This is a genomic window from Microbacterium ginsengiterrae (assembly GCF_014205075.1).
Lineage (GTDB): Bacteria > Actinomycetota > Actinomycetes > Actinomycetales > Microbacteriaceae > Microbacterium > Microbacterium ginsengiterrae.
In genome coordinates this window covers 813,914-832,280 of sequence record NZ_JACHMU010000001.1, presented here as the reverse complement: position 1 = coordinate 832,280, position 18,367 = coordinate 813,914, and the positions used below count along the sequence as shown (strand labels likewise).

17 protein-coding genes are annotated in these 18,367 nt (G+C 69.9%); 13 read left to right on the top strand and 4 right to left on the bottom strand.

Annotation, left to right across the window (positions count from 1 at the left end):
• Positions 1-49: 49 nt before the first annotated feature.
• On the top strand, positions 50-1,084 hold the full coding sequence (locus tag HD600_RS04165; protein WP_184281726.1) for a helix-turn-helix domain-containing protein: 1,035 nt from the start codon (positions 50-52) through the stop codon (positions 1,082-1,084).
• A 24-nt stretch (positions 1,085-1,108) separates the two neighbouring features.
• Here HD600_RS04165 and HD600_RS04160 read toward each other — a convergent pair whose 3' ends face one another.
• Positions 1,109-1,954, bottom strand: a complete 846-nt coding sequence (locus HD600_RS04160; RefSeq protein WP_184281724.1) for an NAD-dependent epimerase/dehydratase family protein — start codon at positions 1,952-1,954, stop codon at positions 1,109-1,111.
• A 54-nt stretch (positions 1,955-2,008) separates the two neighbouring features.
• Here HD600_RS04160 and HD600_RS04155 point away from each other — a divergent pair, with 54 nt between their 5' ends.
• From HD600_RS04155 to HD600_RS04115, 9 genes are all read left to right on the top strand, one after another.
• Positions 2,009-3,040: a LacI family DNA-binding transcriptional regulator gene (locus HD600_RS04155; protein WP_184281722.1), complete on the top strand. Its 1,032-nt coding sequence runs from the start codon at positions 2,009-2,011 to the stop codon at positions 3,038-3,040.
• A gap of 194 nt (positions 3,041-3,234) precedes the next feature.
• Positions 3,235-3,954: an L-ribulose-5-phosphate 4-epimerase gene (locus HD600_RS04150; protein WP_184281720.1), complete on the top strand. Its 720-nt coding sequence runs from the start codon at positions 3,235-3,237 to the stop codon at positions 3,952-3,954.
• Complete coding sequence (locus HD600_RS04145) at positions 3,951-5,534, top strand: xylulokinase (protein ID WP_184281718.1); 1,584 nt, start codon at positions 3,951-3,953, stop codon at positions 5,532-5,534. The genes HD600_RS04150 and HD600_RS04145 overlap by 4 nt, the downstream gene beginning before the upstream one ends.
• Before the next feature lie 17 nt (positions 5,535-5,551).
• The gene (araA, locus tag HD600_RS04140) at positions 5,552-7,075 is read left to right on the top strand and encodes an L-arabinose isomerase (protein WP_184281716.1); all 1,524 of its coding nucleotides are present in this window, start codon (positions 5,552-5,554) and stop codon (positions 7,073-7,075) included.
• Positions 7,076-7,095: 20 nt separating this feature from the next.
• Positions 7,096-8,016 (top strand): aldose 1-epimerase family protein, encoded by a 921-nt coding sequence (locus tag HD600_RS04135; protein WP_184281714.1) that lies wholly within the window; start codon positions 7,096-7,098, stop codon positions 8,014-8,016.
• Between the two features lie 293 nt (positions 8,017-8,309).
• Entirely contained in the window at positions 8,310-9,812 is a 1,503-nt protein-coding gene (locus HD600_RS04130) for a CoA-acylating methylmalonate-semialdehyde dehydrogenase (RefSeq protein ID WP_184281712.1), read from the top strand.
• Positions 9,813-9,835: 23 nt separating this feature from the next.
• A complete protein-coding gene (locus HD600_RS04125) occupies positions 9,836-11,014 on the top strand; it encodes an acyl-CoA dehydrogenase family protein (RefSeq protein ID WP_184281710.1) in 1,179 nt (392 codons plus the stop codon).
• Positions 11,011-11,898 (top strand): 3-hydroxyisobutyrate dehydrogenase, encoded by an 888-nt coding sequence (gene mmsB, locus HD600_RS04120; RefSeq protein ID WP_184281708.1) that lies wholly within the window; start codon positions 11,011-11,013, stop codon positions 11,896-11,898. The genes HD600_RS04125 and mmsB overlap by 4 nt, the downstream gene beginning before the upstream one ends.
• Positions 11,899-12,189: 291 nt before the next feature.
• The gene (locus HD600_RS04115) at positions 12,190-12,966 is read left to right on the top strand and encodes an enoyl-CoA hydratase (protein WP_184281706.1); all 777 of its coding nucleotides are present in this window, start codon (positions 12,190-12,192) and stop codon (positions 12,964-12,966) included.
• 127 nt (positions 12,967-13,093) lie between these two features.
• On the opposite strand, the gene HD600_RS04110 is transcribed toward HD600_RS04115, so the two are convergent.
• The 3 genes from HD600_RS04110 to HD600_RS04100 all read right to left on the bottom strand — a co-directional run bounded on the left by HD600_RS04110 (position 13,094) and on the right by HD600_RS04100 (position 14,590).
• On the bottom strand, positions 13,094-13,537 hold the full coding sequence (locus HD600_RS04110; RefSeq protein ID WP_184281704.1) for a YdeI/OmpD-associated family protein: 444 nt from the start codon (positions 13,535-13,537) through the stop codon (positions 13,094-13,096).
• 61 nt (positions 13,538-13,598) lie between these two features.
• Positions 13,599-14,054 (bottom strand): SRPBCC family protein, encoded by a 456-nt coding sequence (locus tag HD600_RS04105; RefSeq protein WP_184281702.1) that lies wholly within the window; start codon positions 14,052-14,054, stop codon positions 13,599-13,601.
• Entirely contained in the window at positions 14,054-14,590 is a 537-nt protein-coding gene (locus tag HD600_RS04100) for a MarR family winged helix-turn-helix transcriptional regulator (protein ID WP_184281700.1), read from the bottom strand. The genes HD600_RS04105 and HD600_RS04100 overlap by 1 nt, the downstream gene beginning before the upstream one ends.
• A gap of 167 nt (positions 14,591-14,757) precedes the next feature.
• Here HD600_RS04100 and HD600_RS04095 point away from each other — a divergent pair, with 167 nt between their 5' ends.
• Genes HD600_RS04095 through HD600_RS04085 form a run of 3 tightly spaced genes read left to right on the top strand, consistent with a single transcriptional unit; the run spans position 14,758 to position 18,196 of the window.
• Positions 14,758-15,534 carry an electron transfer flavoprotein subunit beta/FixA family protein gene (locus HD600_RS04095; RefSeq protein WP_144792962.1) on the top strand — a complete coding sequence of 259 codons (777 nt, stop codon included), beginning with the start codon at positions 14,758-14,760 and terminating at the stop codon, positions 15,532-15,534.
• Positions 15,534-16,508: an electron transfer flavoprotein subunit alpha/FixB family protein gene (locus tag HD600_RS04090; RefSeq protein ID WP_184281698.1), complete on the top strand. Its 975-nt coding sequence runs from the start codon at positions 15,534-15,536 to the stop codon at positions 16,506-16,508. The genes HD600_RS04095 and HD600_RS04090 overlap by 1 nt, the downstream gene beginning before the upstream one ends.
• A 2-nt stretch (positions 16,509-16,510) precedes the next feature.
• Complete coding sequence (locus HD600_RS04085) at positions 16,511-18,196, top strand: cytochrome b/b6 domain-containing protein (protein ID WP_184281696.1); 1,686 nt, start codon at positions 16,511-16,513, stop codon at positions 18,194-18,196.
• Positions 18,197-18,367 lie beyond the last annotated feature (171 nt).

Here is an 18,367-nt window from a genome sequence, read left to right as displayed (position 1 = left end):
GTGCGCCGGACTTGCATCTCACGCCGCTTGAGGTCGCAGGGTGGAGGACATGAACGAGACACAAGACTCCCTCCACCTCATCGGTGACGTCGCACGCCGCACAGGCCTGAGCGTCAGCGCCATCCGTTACTACTCCGACGAAGGGCTCGTGATGCCCGCCGGCGAGACCGTCGGCGGGCATCGCCTCTACGATCTCGACGCCATCGCACGCTTCGAGTTCATCCGCACGCTGCGCGGGCTCGACACCGGGTTGGAACAGATCCGTCGCGTCCTCACCGGAACGGTGTCCTTGCGTGATCTGCTCGCCGAGCACCTCGACGTCGTCGAGAGCAGCGCGCGAGAACTTCAGGAGAAGAGGGCCGTCCTCCGTGCCCTCGTGCGCGAAGGGAGCACCGCGGAACGCGCGAATCTCCTGCAGCGGCTCGTGTCGATGTCCGACGCGGAACGACAGCGAACGGTCGACGATTTCCTGGAGGTCGTCTCCTCCGGTCTGCCGGATGCGGCGATCGAGAAGATGCGGGACGAGCAGCCCCGGCTGGCGGATGACCCCTCCCCACAGCAGCTGGATGCGTGGATCAGTCTCTCGGAACTGCTGAAGGATGAAGCGTTCCGGGAGAAGACCCGCGTCTATCTCCGGGAGACGTATGCGAACGAGGTCGGGGAGCGGATGTCGACTCCGGCCGTGCGGGAGTTCATCTCTGCAGCAGGCGGCGACGTGATGACGAAGCTCGGTGCGGCCCGGGGCGCAGGTCTCGAGCCGGAGGATCCCGCCGTCGTCCGGCTCGCCGACGAGTTCGTCCGACAGAGCGCGACGGCCGCTGACGTCACCATCGACGACGACCTGCGCAGGCGGCTGGCTGATGTGTACAGCCGCGTCGACGAGATCACGGCCGAGGCGCTGCAGCACGATGGGTACCGCGCCACCGAGGGGCGCTACCTCGAACTCGTCGCGATCATCAACGGCCGACCCGACCCCGAGGCCGAGCTCCTGCGCGCCTCCACTCCGACGGAGAAGGATGACGAGCCGGGGCTCGGCCGTTTCGGGCGGTGGCTCTCCGCGGCGATCCTCGCCACGATCGGCTGATCCGCAGGGTGCCCGGCCCGCCCGTCAGACGTGGTCGCGCCAGGAGTGCCGGGGGTCGAAGCCGAGGAGACGGCGTGCCTTGTCGATGGACAGCAGCGTCTCGTTGGCCTTGACCTCCCGCGTGACGGGCACGGAGGGGAAGACCTCGGCGATGAGCTCGCTGTTCGGCCGCGACATCACGGTGTCGGCCGCCGCGATGATGAAGCGGTCGAACCCCGGGGGCGCGGTCTCCAATGCGCGCTGCACGGCCTGAGCGCCGTCGCGGGCGTCGATGTACCCCCAGAGGTTCCACTTGCGCAGCTGCGCATCGGCGTCGAACGACGGGAACTCGGCGTAGTCCTCCGGGTTCATCACGTTCGAGAAGCGCAGCGCCGTGATGGAGAGGTCGGGGTGCCAACGGACGAGCTCCGTCGCCATGCCCTCCTCCATCGTCTTGACCAGCGAGTACACGGACTCCGGACGGGGCGGATACTCCTCGTCGACGGGGATGTAGGGCGGCGGCACATCGAACGGCAGGCCGAGCACGGTCTCGCTCGACGCGTAGACGATACGCCGGATGCCGGAGCGGACGGCGGCCCAGAAGACGTTGAACGTCGCGGTCATGTTGTTGTGGAAGGTCGCCACGTCGCTGCGGATGCCGGGAGCGGGGATTGCGCCGAGATGCACGACGGCGTCGATGCCGTCGTGCCGGTCTCCGACGCCGGTGAACGCGTCGACGACCTGACCGTAGTCGGTGAGGTCGACCTGGACGAACGACGGATCGCGCCGTCCTGTGACGTCCATGCCGATGACGTCGAACCCGTTCTCGCGGAGTTCACGTGCCACGACGGTGCCGAGCTTGCCTGATGATCCGGTGAGTGCGATGCGCATGTGTACAGATTGGCACGCCGGGGCCGGCGAGCGGCACACCGTACACTCGGGGCGATGAACGACTTCCGCAACGCCGACGGCACGACGGCGCGCACCGTCGGTGTGCGTGATGTCGCCGCGCTCGCCGGTGTCTCCCGGCAGACGGTGTCCCGCGTGCTCAACGCCCACCCCGATGTCGCGGCGGACACGAAGGTCCGCGTCGAGCGCGCGATGGCGGAGCTCGGCTACCGCATGAACAACGCCGCGCGCGCACTGGGGACGCGGCGGTCCCGCACGCTCGGCGTGCTCGCCTCCGACGCGCTGCAGTATGGGCCGTCCCGGAGCATCGCGGCGATCGAGGCCTCCGCGCGCGCGGCGGGCTACTGGGTGAGTGCCGCGTTCGCGGACTCCGGAGATGCGAATGCCGTCGCCGCGGCCGTCGACCACCTCGCAGCCCAGGGTGTCGAGGGGATCGTCGTCGTCGCCCCGCACGCGCGGACCCTTCGCACGCTGGAGGGCCTGAGCGTCGGCATCCCCGTGCTCACGCTGCACTCGGCCGGTCAGGGGACGACGGGCCTGTCGGTCGACCAGGCCGCAGGCGCCCGCCTCGCCGTCGCCGCGCTCGCCGAAGCAGGGCACGTGAGGATCGCCCATCTCGCCGGACCCGCCGACTGGCTGGAGGCGGAGTCCAGAGCGGACGGATACGCGGCGGAGCTCATCGCGAGGGGGTTGCCCGCCGGGCCGGTGATCGCGGGGGACTGGAGTGCGCGCTCCGGTCACGACGCCGTCCCGGAGATCCTCGCCGCCGGAGTCACCGCCGTCTTCGCCGCGAACGACCAGATGGCGCTCGGGCTGCTCGGCGGACTCCACGAGGCGGGGGTCGCGGTGCCCGCGGACATCAGCGTGATCGGCTTCGACGACGTGCCCGATGCGGCGTACTACTGGCCGAGGCTCACCACGGTCCGCCAGGATTTCGAGGAACTCGCCCGCCGGGCCGTCGCCGCACTCACAGCGCCTGTCGACGCTCAGCCGTCCGATCTCGAGCCGGTCTCACCTGTCCTCGTCGTGCGCGATTCGGTCGCCGCGCCCCCGGCCGACCGGGCGTGACTCCGGAGAATGTGACGTTCCGGCGCTCAGCTCCCGCGACTTTCCGCGCGAACGCAGAAAACCTCCGGAGTCATGCCCCGGCATCGGCGGACGCCTCGCCGCAGCCCAGCTCGCTCCGCGCGATCTTGACGCCCGTACCCCGACGTGATTGCATGTACCGTGACCGGTCACAGTCCTGAGATGACGAGGTAGCAGTGAGCAACGAAGCCCCCGCGTTCCCCCCTGAGGTGGAAGAAGCGATCGCCACCGTCCGAGCGGACGTCGCCCGGCTCCACGGCGAACTCGTCCGATACGGGCTCGTGGTCTGGACGGGCGGCAACGTCTCGGGGCGCGTCCCCGGCGCCGACCTGTTCGTCATCAAGCCCTCCGGCGTGAGCTACGACGACCTGACGCCCGAGAACATGATCCTGTGCGATCTCGACGGCACCCCGATCCCCGGCACACCCGGCAGTGACCGCAGCCCGTCGAGCGACACCGCGGCGCACGCCTACGTGTACCGGCACATGCCGGAGGTCGGCGGCGTCGTGCACACCCACTCCACCTTCGCCGTCGCCTGGGCCGCCCGCGGCGAGGAGATCCCCTGCGTGATCACGGCCATGGCGGACGAGTTCGGCGGACCGATCCCCGTAGGACCGTTCGCGATCATCGGCGACGACTCGATCGGCCGCGGGATCGTCGAGACCCTCACCGGTCATCGGTCGCGCGCCGTGCTCATGCAGAACCACGGCCCCTTCACGATCGGCACGGATGCGAAGGACGCGGTCAAGGCCGCCGTCATGGTCGAGGACGTCGCCCGCGCCGTCCACTACGCGCGCGAGGCCGGCCCGCTCGTCCCCATCCCGCAGGAGGCGATCGATCGCCTCTTCGACCGCTACCAGAACGTGTACGGCCAGAGCACGGACGCACGCCGATGAGCGCGGCCGACGACATCACCGCCGGCCGGACGAGCCTCGGCATCGAGCTCGGCTCGACGCGCATCAAGGCGTGCCTGATCGGTGAGGACGCGACCGAGGTCCTCGCGACCGGCTCCTTCTCCTGGGAGAACCGCCTCGAGGACGGCCTGTGGACGTACGCCTTGGACGAGGTGTGGAAAGGGCTGCAGGCCGCGTACGCCGCGCTCGTCGACGACGCGGGGTCGCGGCACGGCATCCGACCCTGGACGTTCGGCGCGATCGGCGTCTCCGCGATGATGCACGGCTACCTCGCCTTCGACGAGACGGGCGAGCTGCTCGTGCCGTTCCGCACCTGGCGCAACACGAACACCGCCGCCGCGGCGGAGGAGCTCACCGGCCTGTTCGGGGTGAACATCCCGCTGCGGTGGTCGATCGCGCACCTCCACCAGGCCGTCCTCGATGAGGAGCAGCACGTCCCGCGGCTCGACTTCGTCACGACCCTCGCGGGGTACGTGCACCACCGGCTCACGGGCGAGAAGGTCTTGGGCGTCGGCGACGCATCCGGTATGTTCCCGATCGATTCGGCGACGGGCGACTACGACCAGCGGATGCTGGACGCCTACGACGCGCTCGCCTCCGAGCGCCTCGGACGCCCGGTGCGAGAACTGCTCCCACGGGTGCTGCCCGCCGGCGCGGCCGCCGGCACGCTCACGGAAGACGGGGCATCCCTGCTCGATCCGAGCGGCGCGCTCCGGGCGGGAGTGCCGCTGTGCCCGCCGGAAGGCGATGCGGGCACCGGAATGGTCGCGACGAACTCCGTCGCGCCCCGTACCGGCAACGTCAGCGCGGGCACGAGCATCTTCGCGATGGTCGTGCTGGAGCGACCGCTCGAGAACGTGCACCATGAGCTCGACCTCGTCACCACCCCGGCCGGGGACCCGGTCGCGATGGTGCACTGCAACAACGGTGCCAGCGAACTCGCGGCCTGGGCCGGCATGTTCGCACGGTTCGCCGCGGCGTCCGGCACTCCGCTGGACGACGACGCGGTCTTCGACGTGCTGTTCCGCGAGGCGCTGGAGGGCGAAGCGGATGCCGGTGGCCTGCTGGCCTACAACCATCTGGCCGGCGAGCCGATCGCCGGACTCGCGGCGGGGCGGCCGCTGTTCGTCCGCAGCCCCGACAGCGACTTCACCCTCGCCAACGTCATGCGCGCCCAGCTGTACGGCGTCTTCGGCACACTCGCCCTCGGGATGAAGGTCCTCGAGGGGGAGGGCGTCGAGATCGATCGGATGTTCGCGCACGGCGGGATGTTCCGCACGGCGGGGGTCGCGCAGCGCTTCCTCGCCGGAGCGCTCGGCGCACCGGTGGCCGTCGGCGACCTCGCGTCGGAGGGAGGGGCGTGGGGCATCGCCGTGCTCGCCTCCTACCTCGCGCATGCGGATGCCGAGGACCTCGGCTCCTACCTCGACCGCGGCGTCTTCGCCTCGGCATCCCTCGCCGTCGCCGACCCGGATCCCGCAGACGTCGCCGGCTTCGCCTCCTACCTCGACCGCTACCGCGCCGGCCTCGCCATCGAAGCCGCCGCCGTCGAATCCCTCTGACCCGAAGGACCTCTCCGATGACCCGCACCCCGCTGTCCACCTCGCTCGACACCTACGAGGTGTGGTTCCTCACCGGGAGTCAGCACCTCTACGGCCCCGAAACGCTCGCGCAGGTCGCCGAGCAGTCGCAGGAGATCGCCCGCATCCTCGACGCCTCCGACGATGTGCCGGTGAAGATCGTCTGGAAACCCGTGCTCACGGACTCCGCGGCGATCCGCCGGATCGCCCTCGAGGCCAATGCGGACGACCGGGTGATCGGTCTGGTCGCGTGGATGCACACGTTCAGCCCCGCGAAGATGTGGATCGCCGGTCTCGACGCCCTGCAGAAGCCGCTGGCGCATCTGCACACGCAGGCGAACGTCGAGCTTCCGTGGGCCGAGATCGACTTCGACTTCATGAACCTCAACCAGGCCGCGCACGGCGACCGGGAGTTCGGCTACATCCAGACCCGCCTCGGCGTACCGCGCAAGACGATCGTCGGCCACGCGAGCGACCCGCGGGTGTGCCGGGAACTGGGCACGTGGCAGCGCGCGGCCGCCGGACTCGCCGCCTCGCGCAACCTGAAGCTCGCCCGTTTCGGCGACAACATGCGCTTCGTCGCGGTCACGGAGGGTGACAAGACCGAGGCCGAGCTGCGACTGGGTGTGCAGGTCAACACCTGGGGCGTCAACGAGCTGGCCGATGCCGTCGCCGCCGCGAGCGAGACGGAGATCGACGCGCTCGTCGCCGAGTACGAGGAGCTCTACGAGGTCGCCCCCGAGCTGCGCGCCGGCGGCGAGCGGCACCAGTCCCTGCGTGACGGTGCGGCCATCGAGATCGGCCTTCGGTCCTTCCTGGAGGAGGGCGGATTCGGGGCGTTCACGACGTCTTTCGAGGACCTCGGCGCGCTGAAGCAGCTTCCAGGACTCGCGGTGCAGCGGCTCATGGCCGAGGGGTACGGCTTCGGCGCGGAGGGCGACTGGAAGACGGCCGTACTCGTGCGCATCGCCAACGTCATGGGTGCCGGCCTCCCCGGCGGAGCGAGCCTCATGGAGGACTACACGTACGACATGACCCCGGGTGATGAGCTGATCCTCGGCGCGCACATGCTCGAGGTGTCGCCCTCGCTCACCTCTGCCCGGCCCAGCCTCGAGGTGCACCCGCTCGGCATCGGCGGGAAGGACGACCCGGTGCGCCTGGTGTTCACCGCCGACCCCGGCCCGGCGATCGTCGTCGCGATGAGCGACATGCGCGACCGCTTCCGTCTCACCGCGAACGTCGTCGAGAACGTCGAGCCCCGTGCGGCACTGCCCAAGCTCCCTGTGGGGCGCGCGGTCTGGAAGCCCCAGCCGGACTTCACCACCAGCGCCGCCGCGTGGCTGACCGCCGGCGCGGCGCACCACACGGTCATGTCGACGGCGGTCGGCCTCGACGCCTTCCGCGACTTCGCCGAGATGGCGGAGCTGGAGCTGCTCGTCATCGACGAGAGCACCACCCTGCCCGAGTTCCGCAACCAGGTCCGCTGGAACCAGGCGTATCACCGCCTCGCCCAGGGGCTCTGAACATCGCGGAGGTCGAAGTGATGATCACACCTCGTTCCGGGCGACAGTTCGCCCTCGTCGCCGGTCCGTATCGGGCGGAGATCGCCAGTGTCGGAGCGACGCTGCGCGCGCTCACCTTCGACGGCCGCGACCTCGTCGTGCCGTTCGCCGCCGACGACGTGCGGCCGAACTATCGCGGCGTGACGCTGGCGCCGTGGCCGAATCGCATCGTCGACGGCCGGTACACGGTCGCCGGCGCCGCGCATCAGCTGCCGCTCACCGAACCGGAGCGCGGCCACGCCCTGCACGGACTGCTCGCGTGGAGCGAGTACTCCGATCGTGTCGTCGAAGACGATCGCGTCGTCCTCGAGGCGACGATCGAGCCGCAGACGGGGTACCCGTTCCGCGTGCGGGTCGTCGTCGAGTACCGCCTGGACGGCGACGGACTCCACCAGTCCGTCACGGCCGAGAACATCGGGGCGGATGCCGCGCCATGGGGGACGGGGCCGCACCCGTACCTCGTCGCCGGGCCAGGGCGGGTGGACGAGTGGACGCTGGCGCTGCCGGCATCCGAGGTCCTCGTCGTGACTCCTGACCGCCTGAGCCCCGTGGCGGTCGAGCGCATCGACGCCCACCCGGAGTGGGACTTCCGCACACCGCGCCCGATCGGCGACGTGTTCATCGACCACGCGTTCACCGACCTCGCCGCCGACGACGACGGGCGCACCGAGGTCCGCGTGATCGGCGAGGACGGCCGGGGCGCGGGGATCGCGTGGGACGAGCGCTGCCCGTGGGTGCAGGTCCACACGGCGGACACACCGGGCGTGGACGACACGCACCGTGTCGGGCTCGCGGTCGAACCCATGACCTGCCCTCCGGATGCCTTCAACTCCGGGGTCGACCTCCTCATGCTCGAACCGGGGGATGAATCCACCGCAGGCTGGCGCATCTTCGCCGTCTGAGCAACCCCGCCCGGAGCAGTCCGTCCGAGACGCAGAAGACCCCCGCCGACCCGATTCGGCGGGGGTCTCTTCGGGAGCGCCGCTCACCGTGGCGCGAAGGTCTCCGACTGCCCGATCAGGTCGGAGTCATCGCGCACCCGCAGTTCTACCGGTGCGAGATGACGCGGGGGTGAACAGGCGACCAACACCGGATGAGCGCGCCCTCACTCAAGTAGATGGACACCCTAGTAAATGTGCGGGATCCCGAGTACTGTGGTCATCGCGCCAAGGGCGGCGCAGAGGAGCAGTGCATAATGACTCGAATCATCCCGCATCTGGTAGGCGGATCGCTCATCGTTTCGGACGGTGGCCGGTTCAGTGACGTCTTCGACCCGAGTACCGGTTCGGTGCAGGCACGCGTGCCGCTCGCCTCGGCGGATGAGGTGCGCCGCGCGATCGACGACGCCGAGGCGGCGCAGGTCGAGTGGGCGGCGACCAACGCGCAGAAGCGTGCCAGGGTGCTGCTGCGCTTCCTCGATCTCGTCCAGAAGGACATGACCTCGCTCGCGACTCTGCTCTCCAGCGAACACGGCAAGACCGTCGACGACGCCCGCGGCGACATCCAGCGCGGACTCGAGGTGGTCGAGTTCGCCGCAGGGGCCCCGCACCTGCTCAAGGGCGAGTACTCCACCGCTGCCGGCGCGGGGATCGACGTCTACTCCATGCGGCAGCCGCTCGGCGTCGTCGCGGGCATCACTCCCTTCAACTTCCCCGCCATGATCCCGCTGTGGAAGGCCGCGCCCGCGCTCGCCGCCGGCAACGCGTTCGTCCTCAAGCCCAGTGAGCGCGACCCCTCCGTTCCGGTCCGCCTCGCCGAGCTCTTCCTCGAGGCCGGCCTGCCCGAGGGCGTGCTCAACGTCGTGCACGGAGACAAGGAGGCCGTCGACACCCTTCTCGCCGACGAACGCATCAAGGCGGTCGGCTTCGTCGGGTCGACGCCGATCGCGCAGTACATCTATGAGACCGCCGCCGCGCACGGCACGCGGGCGCAGTGCTTCGGCGGAGCGAAGAACCACATGATCGTCATGCCGGACGCCGACCTCGATCAGGCCGCCGACGCCCTCATCGGCGCCGGGTACGGCTCGGCGGGGGAACGGTGCATGGCGATCTCCGTCGCCGTCCCCGTCGGTGAGGAGACCGCGGACAAGCTGGCTGCGAAGCTGACCGAGCGGGTCGCGAAGCTCCGCGTCGGCCCCGCGCTCGCCGAGGACGTCGACTACGGCCCGCTCGTCAGCCGTGCAGCCGTCGAGCGGGTGGAGGACTTCATCCAGCAGGGCGTGGATGCCGGCGCCACCCTGCTCGCGGACGGCCGCGACTTCTCCGTCCCGGGACACGAGGAGGGCTTCTACCTCGGTCCGACCCTGTTCGACCACGTCACCACTGACATGTCGATCTACCGGGAGGAGATCTTCGGGCCGGTCCTCGTGATCGCACGTGCTCGGGACTACGAGGAGGCCCTGGCAATGGCATCCGATCACGAACTGGGCAACGGCGTGGCGATCTTCACCCGGGACGGCGACGCCGCCCGCGACTTCACGGCGCGGGTGAACGTCGGGATGGTGGGCGTCAACGTACCCATCCCGGTGCCGATCGCCTATTTCACCTTCGGCGGATGGAAGAAGTCCGGCTTCGGCGACCTCAACCAGCACGGCGCCGACGCCTTCCGGTTCTACACGAAGACCAAGACGGTGACGAGCCGCTGGCCGGCGCATGGCGTGCGCGAGGGCGCCAGCTTCGTCATCCCCACCATGAACTAGACGTTTCACGACAGGAGAGCGCCATGACCACCGTCACCACCGTCGACGAGCGCGAGGCCATCCTCGGCGCCGTCCGAGAGTTCGCAGAGGCCGAGCTCGCCCCCTACGCCGGCGAGCGCGACGAGAAGCACCTGTTCCCCCGCGAGTCGCTGCACCGTGCCGGGGAGCTCGGCCTCGGCGGCATCTACGTGCGGGAGGAGTTCGGCGGCTCGGCGCTCAGCCGCACGGACACCGTCGCGATCTTCGAGGAGCTCGCCAAGGCCGACCCTGCCGTCGCCGCCTACATCTCGATCCACAACATGGTCGCCTGGATGATCGACACGTACGGCGACGAATCGCAGCGCGGTCAGTGGCTCCCCGTGCTCACCGCCATGGAGCAGTTCGGCAGCTACTGCCTGACCGAGCCGGGAGCGGGTTCCGACGCGGCCGCGATCGCCACGAGCGCGGTGCGCGACGGAGAGGACTTCCTCCTCACAGGTGTCAAGCAGTTCATCTCCGGTGCGGGCGAGGCGGGGGTCTACGTCGTCATGGCGCGCACCGGCGACCCCGGAAGCGGGGCGTCCGGAATCAGCGCGTTCCTCGTGCCGGGCGGCACGGACGGGCTGAGCTTCGGTGCGCTCGAGAAGAAGATGGGATGGCACGCTCAGCCGACCAGACAGGTCATCTTCGACGGGGTGCGGGTCCCGGCATCGGCCATGCTGGGCGACGAGGGGCGAGGATTCGCGATCGCGATGTCGGCGCTCAACGGCGGACGGCTGAACATCGCCGCCTGCTCGCTCGGCGGCGCGCAATGGGCGCTCGATCGCGCTGTGCAGTACGTGCACGAGCGGGTCGCGTTCGGTGAGCCACTCGCGGAGAAGCAGTCGATCCTGTTCCAGATCGCCGACATGCGCACGGAGCTCCAGGCCGCACGGCTCATGGTGCGCGACGGCGCGCAGGCCGTCGACGAGCACGCACCGGATGCCACGATGCGGTGCGCCATGGCCAAGCGGTTCGCGACGGATGCCGGGTTCGACGTCGCCAACCGCGCACTGCAGCTGCACGGCGGATACGGCTACCTGCAGGACTACGGGATCGAGAGGGTCGTCCGTGACCTGCGCGTGCATCAGATCCTCGAGGGGACCAACGAGATCATGCGGCTCATCGTCGGGCGCGAGATGCTGCGCCCTGCCGGCTCCGCGACCATGAGGAGGGCGTCATGACCCGCATCGCATTCCTCGGCCTCGGGCACATGGGTCTGCCGATGGCGCGCAACCTCGTCGCCGCCGGTCACGACGTGCACGGGTTCGACCTGGTGCCGGCGGCGGTGGACGCCGCCACGGCGGCGGGGATCCCTGTCGCCGGCAGCGGGGCGGATGCCGTGACCGGCGCGGACGTCGTCATCACGATGTTCCCCGCGGGGCGCCACGTGATCGCCGCTTATCAGGAGGAGCTTCTGTCTGCGGCACAACCGAGGACGTTGTTCATCGAGTCGTCGACCATCGCCGTCGATGAGGCCCAGACCGCACACGCGCTCGCGATCGAGGCGGGACACCGGCACATCGACGCGCCGGTGTCCGGCGGTGTGGTCGGGGCGGAGAACGGCACGCTGGCGTTCATGGTCGGCGGGTCCGAGGAGGATTTCGCCGCGGCTCTGCCGTTGCTGGAGATCATGGGCAAGCGGATCGTCCACTGCGGCGGCCCGGGGCTCGGGCAGGCGGCGAAGGTCTGCAACAACATGATCCTCGCGGTGTCGCAGATCGCCGTCGCCGAGGCGTTCGTGCTCGGAGAGCGTCTCGGTCTCGAGCACCAGGCGCTGTTCGACGTGGTCTCGCAGGCATCGGGGCAGTGCTGGTCGGTGACGACGAACTGCCCGGTGCCCGGCCCCGTGCCGACGAGTCCGGCGAACCGCGACTATCAGCCGGGGTTCGCCGGTGCGCTGATGGCCAAGGACCTCGGGCTCGCGCTGCAGGCGATCGAGCAGACGTCGACGGATGCGCGGATGGGACGCCTCGCGCAGGAGATCTACGCCGCCTTCGCCGCCGGGGAGGGCGCCGGGCGCGACTTCTCGGGCATCATCACCGACATCCGTGCCGGCGAGGTGTGAGGGCGGCGTCTGCGATCCGACGGCGTGCGATCGGTCGGTCGGTTTCGACTCGCTTCGCTCGCTCAATCCGTTTCGACTCGCTTCGCTCGCTCAATCCGTTTCGACTCGCTTCGCTCGCTCAACGACCCGCGGGGGTCGTGGGGGACTCTTATGCGGGTCGTTGAGCGAAGGCGCGAAGCGCCGAAGACGAAACGGGTTGAGCGAGCCGCAGGCGAGTCGAAACCTCCGGTACCCGCCAACCAGACCTGCCGCGGCATCCGGCAGACTGGACCCGAACGTGAGGAGTCATCGATGACCGAGTACGAGACGATCCTGGTCGAGCAGCGCGGACGCGTCGGCTGGATCACGCTGAATCGCCCGCAGGCGCTCAACGCCCTGAACAGCCGCGTCGCCGAAGAGGTGACCGCAGCCGCGACCGCATTCGACGAGGACGCCGGCGTCGGCGCGATCGTCGTGACGGGGTCCGAGAAGGCCTTCGCCGCCGGAGCCGACATCAAGGAGATGGAGGGGATGACGGCATCCGACATGCTCTCCACCGACCATTTCGGCGCCTGGAGCGACTTCGCCGCCGTCCGAACGCCCGTGGTCGCCGCGGTCAGCGGATTCGCCCTCGGCGGCGGATGCGAGCTGGCGATGATGTGCGACATCATCCTCGCCGCGGACACCGCGAAGTTCGGACAGCCCGAGATCAACCTCGGCGTGATCCCGGGGATGGGTGGGACGCAGCGGCTCGTCCGTGCCGTCGGGTACTACAAGGCCGCCGAGCTCATCCTCTCCGGGCGGATGATGGGCGCGGAGGAGGCGGAGCGTGCCGGACTCGTCTCGCGGGTGGTGCCGGCATCCGATCTGCTCGACGAGGCCGGGAAGCTGGCCGAGACGATCGCCTCGAAGAGCCTGCCGTCGGTCTACGCGGCGAAGGCCGCCCTGGACGCGGCCATGGAGACGACACTCAGCGCGGGGCTCGATCACGAGAAGAAGGCGTTCGCTGCGCTGTTCGACACCGTCGATCAGAAGGAGGGCATGTCCGCCTTCCGGGAGAAGCGCGCGCCGGACTTCCAGCACCGCTGAGTCTTCAGCCGCTTCCCGGACCGGCGCCGTTGCGCGCGCGACAGATGCACGACCGTGCGACGGATGCACGGCGCTCGTGGGGCTTGGGTCGTGCAGGCGTCCGATGCTCGTGCAGGCGTCGCCTGCCTCAGCCGCGAAGGGTGTCGAGTGCCTTCTCCAGGCGCCGCTGACGGGTCGCGTCCTGCTTCGCCTCGGTGATCTGACGCGCCATCTCTTTACGTCTCGAGGGGGCGAGGGCGTCGAACGCTGCGCGGGCGGCGGGGTCGGCATCCAGCGCCTGCGCGAGAGCGGGCGGGATCTCGACGGCGCGTTCGTCGGAGTCGACGGTGATGGTGACGTCGATCTCGTCGCCGATCTCCACGCCGGCATCGGCGCGCGCCGCTTTACTGAATCCGATGAGGTTCTGTCCGCCCATCCGCGCCAGACGAAGGCGGATGCTGCGCTCGCCGAATGAGACGACGACCGGGACCGCCTTTCCGGAGCCGAGCGACGCGACCTGCTCGTCGGAGAGCACGATCGCCGCAGCGGGCCCGCGACGCTCGAGGACGGTGTGCAGGTTCAGCGCGGACATGGCGCTCAGCGTACGCCCCGCCTGGTGCGAAATCGAGGGGCGCGGACGAGCGGGGTGGGCGTCAGCGGGACTGCTCCACGGATGCCGCGAGCACGGCGCCTCGGTCGTCGATGAGGCGGCGCAGATACTCGCGCATGAGAAGCCGGTCGACGAGCGTGCCGATGGGGCCGAAGGGAGATCGGAACGCGACCGTGTCACGCATGATCGTGCCCTCCGGATGCGGGAGGAAGGCGTGGTCGTGCCGGAAAGCTGCGAACGGCCCGGCGACCTGCCGATCGCTGAATCCTGCAGGGCGCTCGATGTCGAACACCACCGACGTCAGCCGGAATCGGATGCCGAAATGTCGTGCCCGCCAGGTGACCGTCGACCCCTCGGTGAAGACGCCGCCCGCCGGGCCTTCGACCATAATCTCGTCGTAGCGCTCCATCGACTCGACGTGCAGTTCGGGGTTCAGGGCGGCCTCGAACACGGCGTCCGGCTCGGCGCGGATCATCCGCTCGACGGTGAATGACGCCATCAGAGTGGCTCGGGCTGCGGCCGGGGGTCGGTGAAGTCGCCGGCGTCCCGGCGCAGGCGCGCGACGATCGCGACGAGGTCGGCGGTGTCGGTCCCGCTCAGGCCGGGGCGCGCGAACACCTCCGCGTTGAGGGCGTCCGTCGCTCTCTCGACGAGATCGCGTCCCGCGTCCGTCAGGGCGAGCATGGCGGCGCGACCGTCGTGCGGATGCGGTTCGCGCACGACGAGACCGTCGCGCACGAGGCGCTCGGCGGTGCTGGTGACGGTCGTGGCGTGCACCTGCAGGCGTGCCACCACGCTGGACAACGGCAGACGTCCCTCACGGCTGAAGGCGAGGAGCCGCAAGACCTCGAAGCGGGCGAACGACAGCGCGAAGGGCTTCAGCGCGGTGTCCACCCGGGCGAGCAGCAGCTGCTGGGCGCGCATGACGGAGATGACCGCGGTCATCCCGTCGGCGGCGTCGGTCCACCCGTGGGCGATCCACTGCCGCTTCGCCTCGGCGAGCGGGTCGATCGGCAGCGGGCGCGGACGGGGCATGCCACCACAGTATCGGCGCCGCGGCAGGGAACGGCCGTCCGCACCAGCGTGGCGGTCACTGTATACATTGCGCCGGTGCGACGGCCGGAGTCCTCCCCGGCACCCCAGGGATTGGCTACATAACGGGCGCCCCGGATAGACTCGACCGAAGTCGTGAGGAGCAATCGATGAAGATCTTCGTCCTGGTCAAAGAGGTGCCGGACACCTATGGCGATCGAAAGCTGAATCTGGAGACCGGATTGGCGGATCGAGCCGCCGGTGACGTGGTCCTCGACGAGATCACCGAGCGTGCGCTCGAGGTCGCCCTCGCGTTCGCCGACAAGAACGAGGGCACAGAGGTCGTCGCCCTCGCGATGGCACCGGAGTCGTCGACAGCATCCATCCGCCGCGCACTCGCGATCGGTGCGGCATCCGCCGTGCACATCGTCGACGAGCAGCTCGTCGGCGCCGACCTCGGCCTCACCGCAGAGGTGCTCGCCGCCGCGATCCGGCGCGCGGAGCCCGACCTCGTCATCACCGGAAACCTCTCGACGGACGGTGCAGGCGGCGTGATCCCCGCGATGCTCGCCGAGCACCTCGGCTACGCGCAGGCCACGGCACTGAGCGCGGTCGAGATCACGCCGGAGGGCGTCTCCGGCACCCGGGCCGCCGACGACGGCAGCCAGGCGGTGTCGGTGTCGTACCCTGCGGTCATCTCGATCACCGAGGCCCTGCCCGACGCGCGTTTCCCGAACTTCAAGGGCATCATGGCGGCCAAGAAGAAGCCGCTCGAGACGCTGTCGCTCTCCGACCTCGGCGTCTCCGCCGACCCGGCGGCCGCGCCCCGCACGATCATGACGGCGGTCGCCGAGAAGCCCCCGCGCGCGGCGGGCGTGAAGATCACGGATGAGGGTGACGCCGGCGCGCAGCTGGTCGAGTTCCTCGTGCAGAACAGGCTGGTGTGATGATGAGCTATCCCGCAGACGCAGTACTGGTCCTCGTCGACGTCACCCCTTCGGGTGAGGCTGCCAGTTCGACGGCCGCTCTGATCGGCGCGGCATCCACAATCGGATCCCCGGTGGCTCTCGTCATCGGCGGTTCACAGGCGGCGACGGATGCCGCGGCCGCCGCCGGTGCGTCCGTCGTCCTCACCGCGGACACCGACGCCGAGGTCCTCACCGTTCCGCTCGTCGACGCCCTCCATGCGGCTTTCACGAAGGTGCAGCCGGATGCGGTGCTGATCTCGAACTCCATCACCGGCCGCGACGTCGCCGGGCGCTTCGCCGCCCGTGCGAAGCTCGCCCTGTCGGTCGACGTCATCGGCGTCTCCCGTGACGATGAGGGCATCGTCGCGCACCACTCCGTCTACGGCGGTGCCTACCTCGTCGATTCGGCGCCCACGTACGGCGCGCCGGTCATCACCGTGCGCCAGGGAGCCGTGGATGCCCGTGGCGAGGCGGTCGCCCAGCCGACCGTCGAAGTGCTCGAGGTCACGGCGTCCGGGGCGCCGGGGGCGAAGGCCGGGCCCGTCGAGGTCGTGGAGGTCGCATCCTCCCGTCCGGAACTCCGCGGAGCGACGAAGGTCGTCTCCGGGGGTCGCGGTCTCGGCTCCAAGGAGCAGTTCGTGCTCGTCGAGCAGCTCGCCGACGCGCTCGGTGCGGCCATCGGTGCATCCCGAGCCGCTGTCGACGCCGGCTACATCCCCTACGCGCACCAGGTCGGGCAGACCGGTGTGTCCGTGTCGCCGCAGCTGTACGTCGCCGTCGGCATCTCCGGTGCGATCCAGCACCGCGCCGGCATGCAGACGGCGAAGACGATCGTCGCGATCAACAAGGACGGCGACGCGCCGATCTTCGACATCGCCGACTTCGGCATCGTCGGCGATCTGTTCACGATCGTGCCGCAGGTCGTCGAGGCCCTCGAAGCACGGAAGAAGTAGCCATGGCGACGCGGACGCTCCGGCGAGGCCTGCCGCGCGTGGTCGGGGGAGACCCGTGGCCCCCGGCCGGTGAGATCGAGGTGTCGGATGCTGCGGCACCTGCTGCTGCGGCGCCAGATGCTGCTCCTGAGGCGGCGCCGGCTGAGGAAGGCGTCGACTCCCTGACGGTCGCTCAGCCCGTCCCGTCTCCGGCTGCGGCGCAGCCTCCGCAGGGCGAGCCGCAGGTTCAGCCCGGGGGAGGGGTGACGCTGCGCCGTGGACTTCCGCGCACGCCCGGTGGTGAGCCATGGCCTCCCGGGGACCCCGCCGCCGCTCCTGCCGAACCCCCGCGGGGCGTTGAGCGAGCCGAAGGCGAGACGAAACGGGTTGAGCGAGCGGAGCGAGTCGAAGCCTCCGCCCCCGCGACTGCCGCCCCCGCGACTCCCGCCGCCGCGGCATCCGGCCCCGCAACAGCCCCCGCGGCATCCGTCCCCGGCGAGACGCTGCGTCGTGGACTCCCGCGCACGCCCGGTGGGGAGCCCTGGCCGCCCGCAGGGACCACGGCGGTCGTCGCCGCGCCCGTTGCCGAAGCCGGCGTCGACTCGCCGACGCTCACTCAGTCCGTTTCGTCTGCGGCGGCGGAGTCGCCTGCTCAGGGCGACCCCCTGGCGGCGCCGTCCACCGCCGTCGCCGCGATCGACGTGAGCACGCCGCTGCCGTTCCAGCGCACCGTCTTCCCCGGCAAGACCGCGTTCACGCGATCCGCGCCGAAGCCGGAACCGGAGCGGATCGGGCCCTTCACGAAGGTGCAGTGGGCCGGCGCCGTGATCGTCGGCGGCATCGCCCTGCTCGGCGCTGCGGCGATGGCGGTCTTCTTCGTCCGCTGGCTGCTGAGCACCGGACCGATGCAGGACTTCCTCGCGACCTACCCGGGCGAGTACCACCTGCCGGAGGGTGCCCCCGTCGGGTTCCCCGGTTGGCTCGCCTGGCAGCACTTCTTCAACGTGTTCCTCATGGTGCTGATCATCCGCTCGGGGCTTCGCATCCGCACCGAGAAGCGTCCTACTGCCTTCTGGACACCGCGGAACGACCCCAAGGGCAAGGTCAGTCTGACGATCTGGTTCCACCAGTCGCTCGACATCCTGTGGCTGGTCAACGGCGTCGTGTTCATCGTCCTGCTGTTCGTCACCGGGCAGTGGATGCGGGTGATCCCCACCAGCTGGGAGGTGTTCCCGAACGCCCTCTCCGCGGTGCTGCAGTACATCTCGCTGGACTGGCCGACCGAGAACGGCTGGGTGAACTACAACTCGATCCAGCAGATCACCTACTTCGTGACGATCTTCGTCGCCGCCCCGCTGGCCGCCGTCACGGGCTTCCGGATGAGTGGGATGTGGCCGAAGAACGCCGAGAAGCTCAGCCGGGCCTACCCGATCGAATGGGCGCGTGCGGTGCACTTCCCTGTGATGTTGTACTTCGTCGTCTTCATCGCGATCCACGTGTTCCTCGTGCTCGCCACCGGAGCGCTGCGGAACCTCAACCACATGTACGCCGCGCAGGGATCCGTGGATCCGAACGCCTACGCCGACAACTGGACGGGCTTCTGGTTCCTGGTCGCCTCCCTGGTCGTCATCGCCGCGGCGTGGGTCGCCGCCCGCCCGCTCGTGCTCGCGCCGATCGCCAAGCTCTTCGGCAGCGTCAGCGCCCGCTGATCCTGGCCCGGCCGCCGCAACCTCGCCCGGCCCATGGGTCGAGGGCGTCTCTGCCGGCGGCGGTGACCGGACCGCAGTTGCGCATAACTCCGGAGGATTTTCCGGGATCAGCGCGAAATGGCCGCCCGCGATACGCGGGCGGCCATTTTCTCCGGAGTTATGCCCCGACGG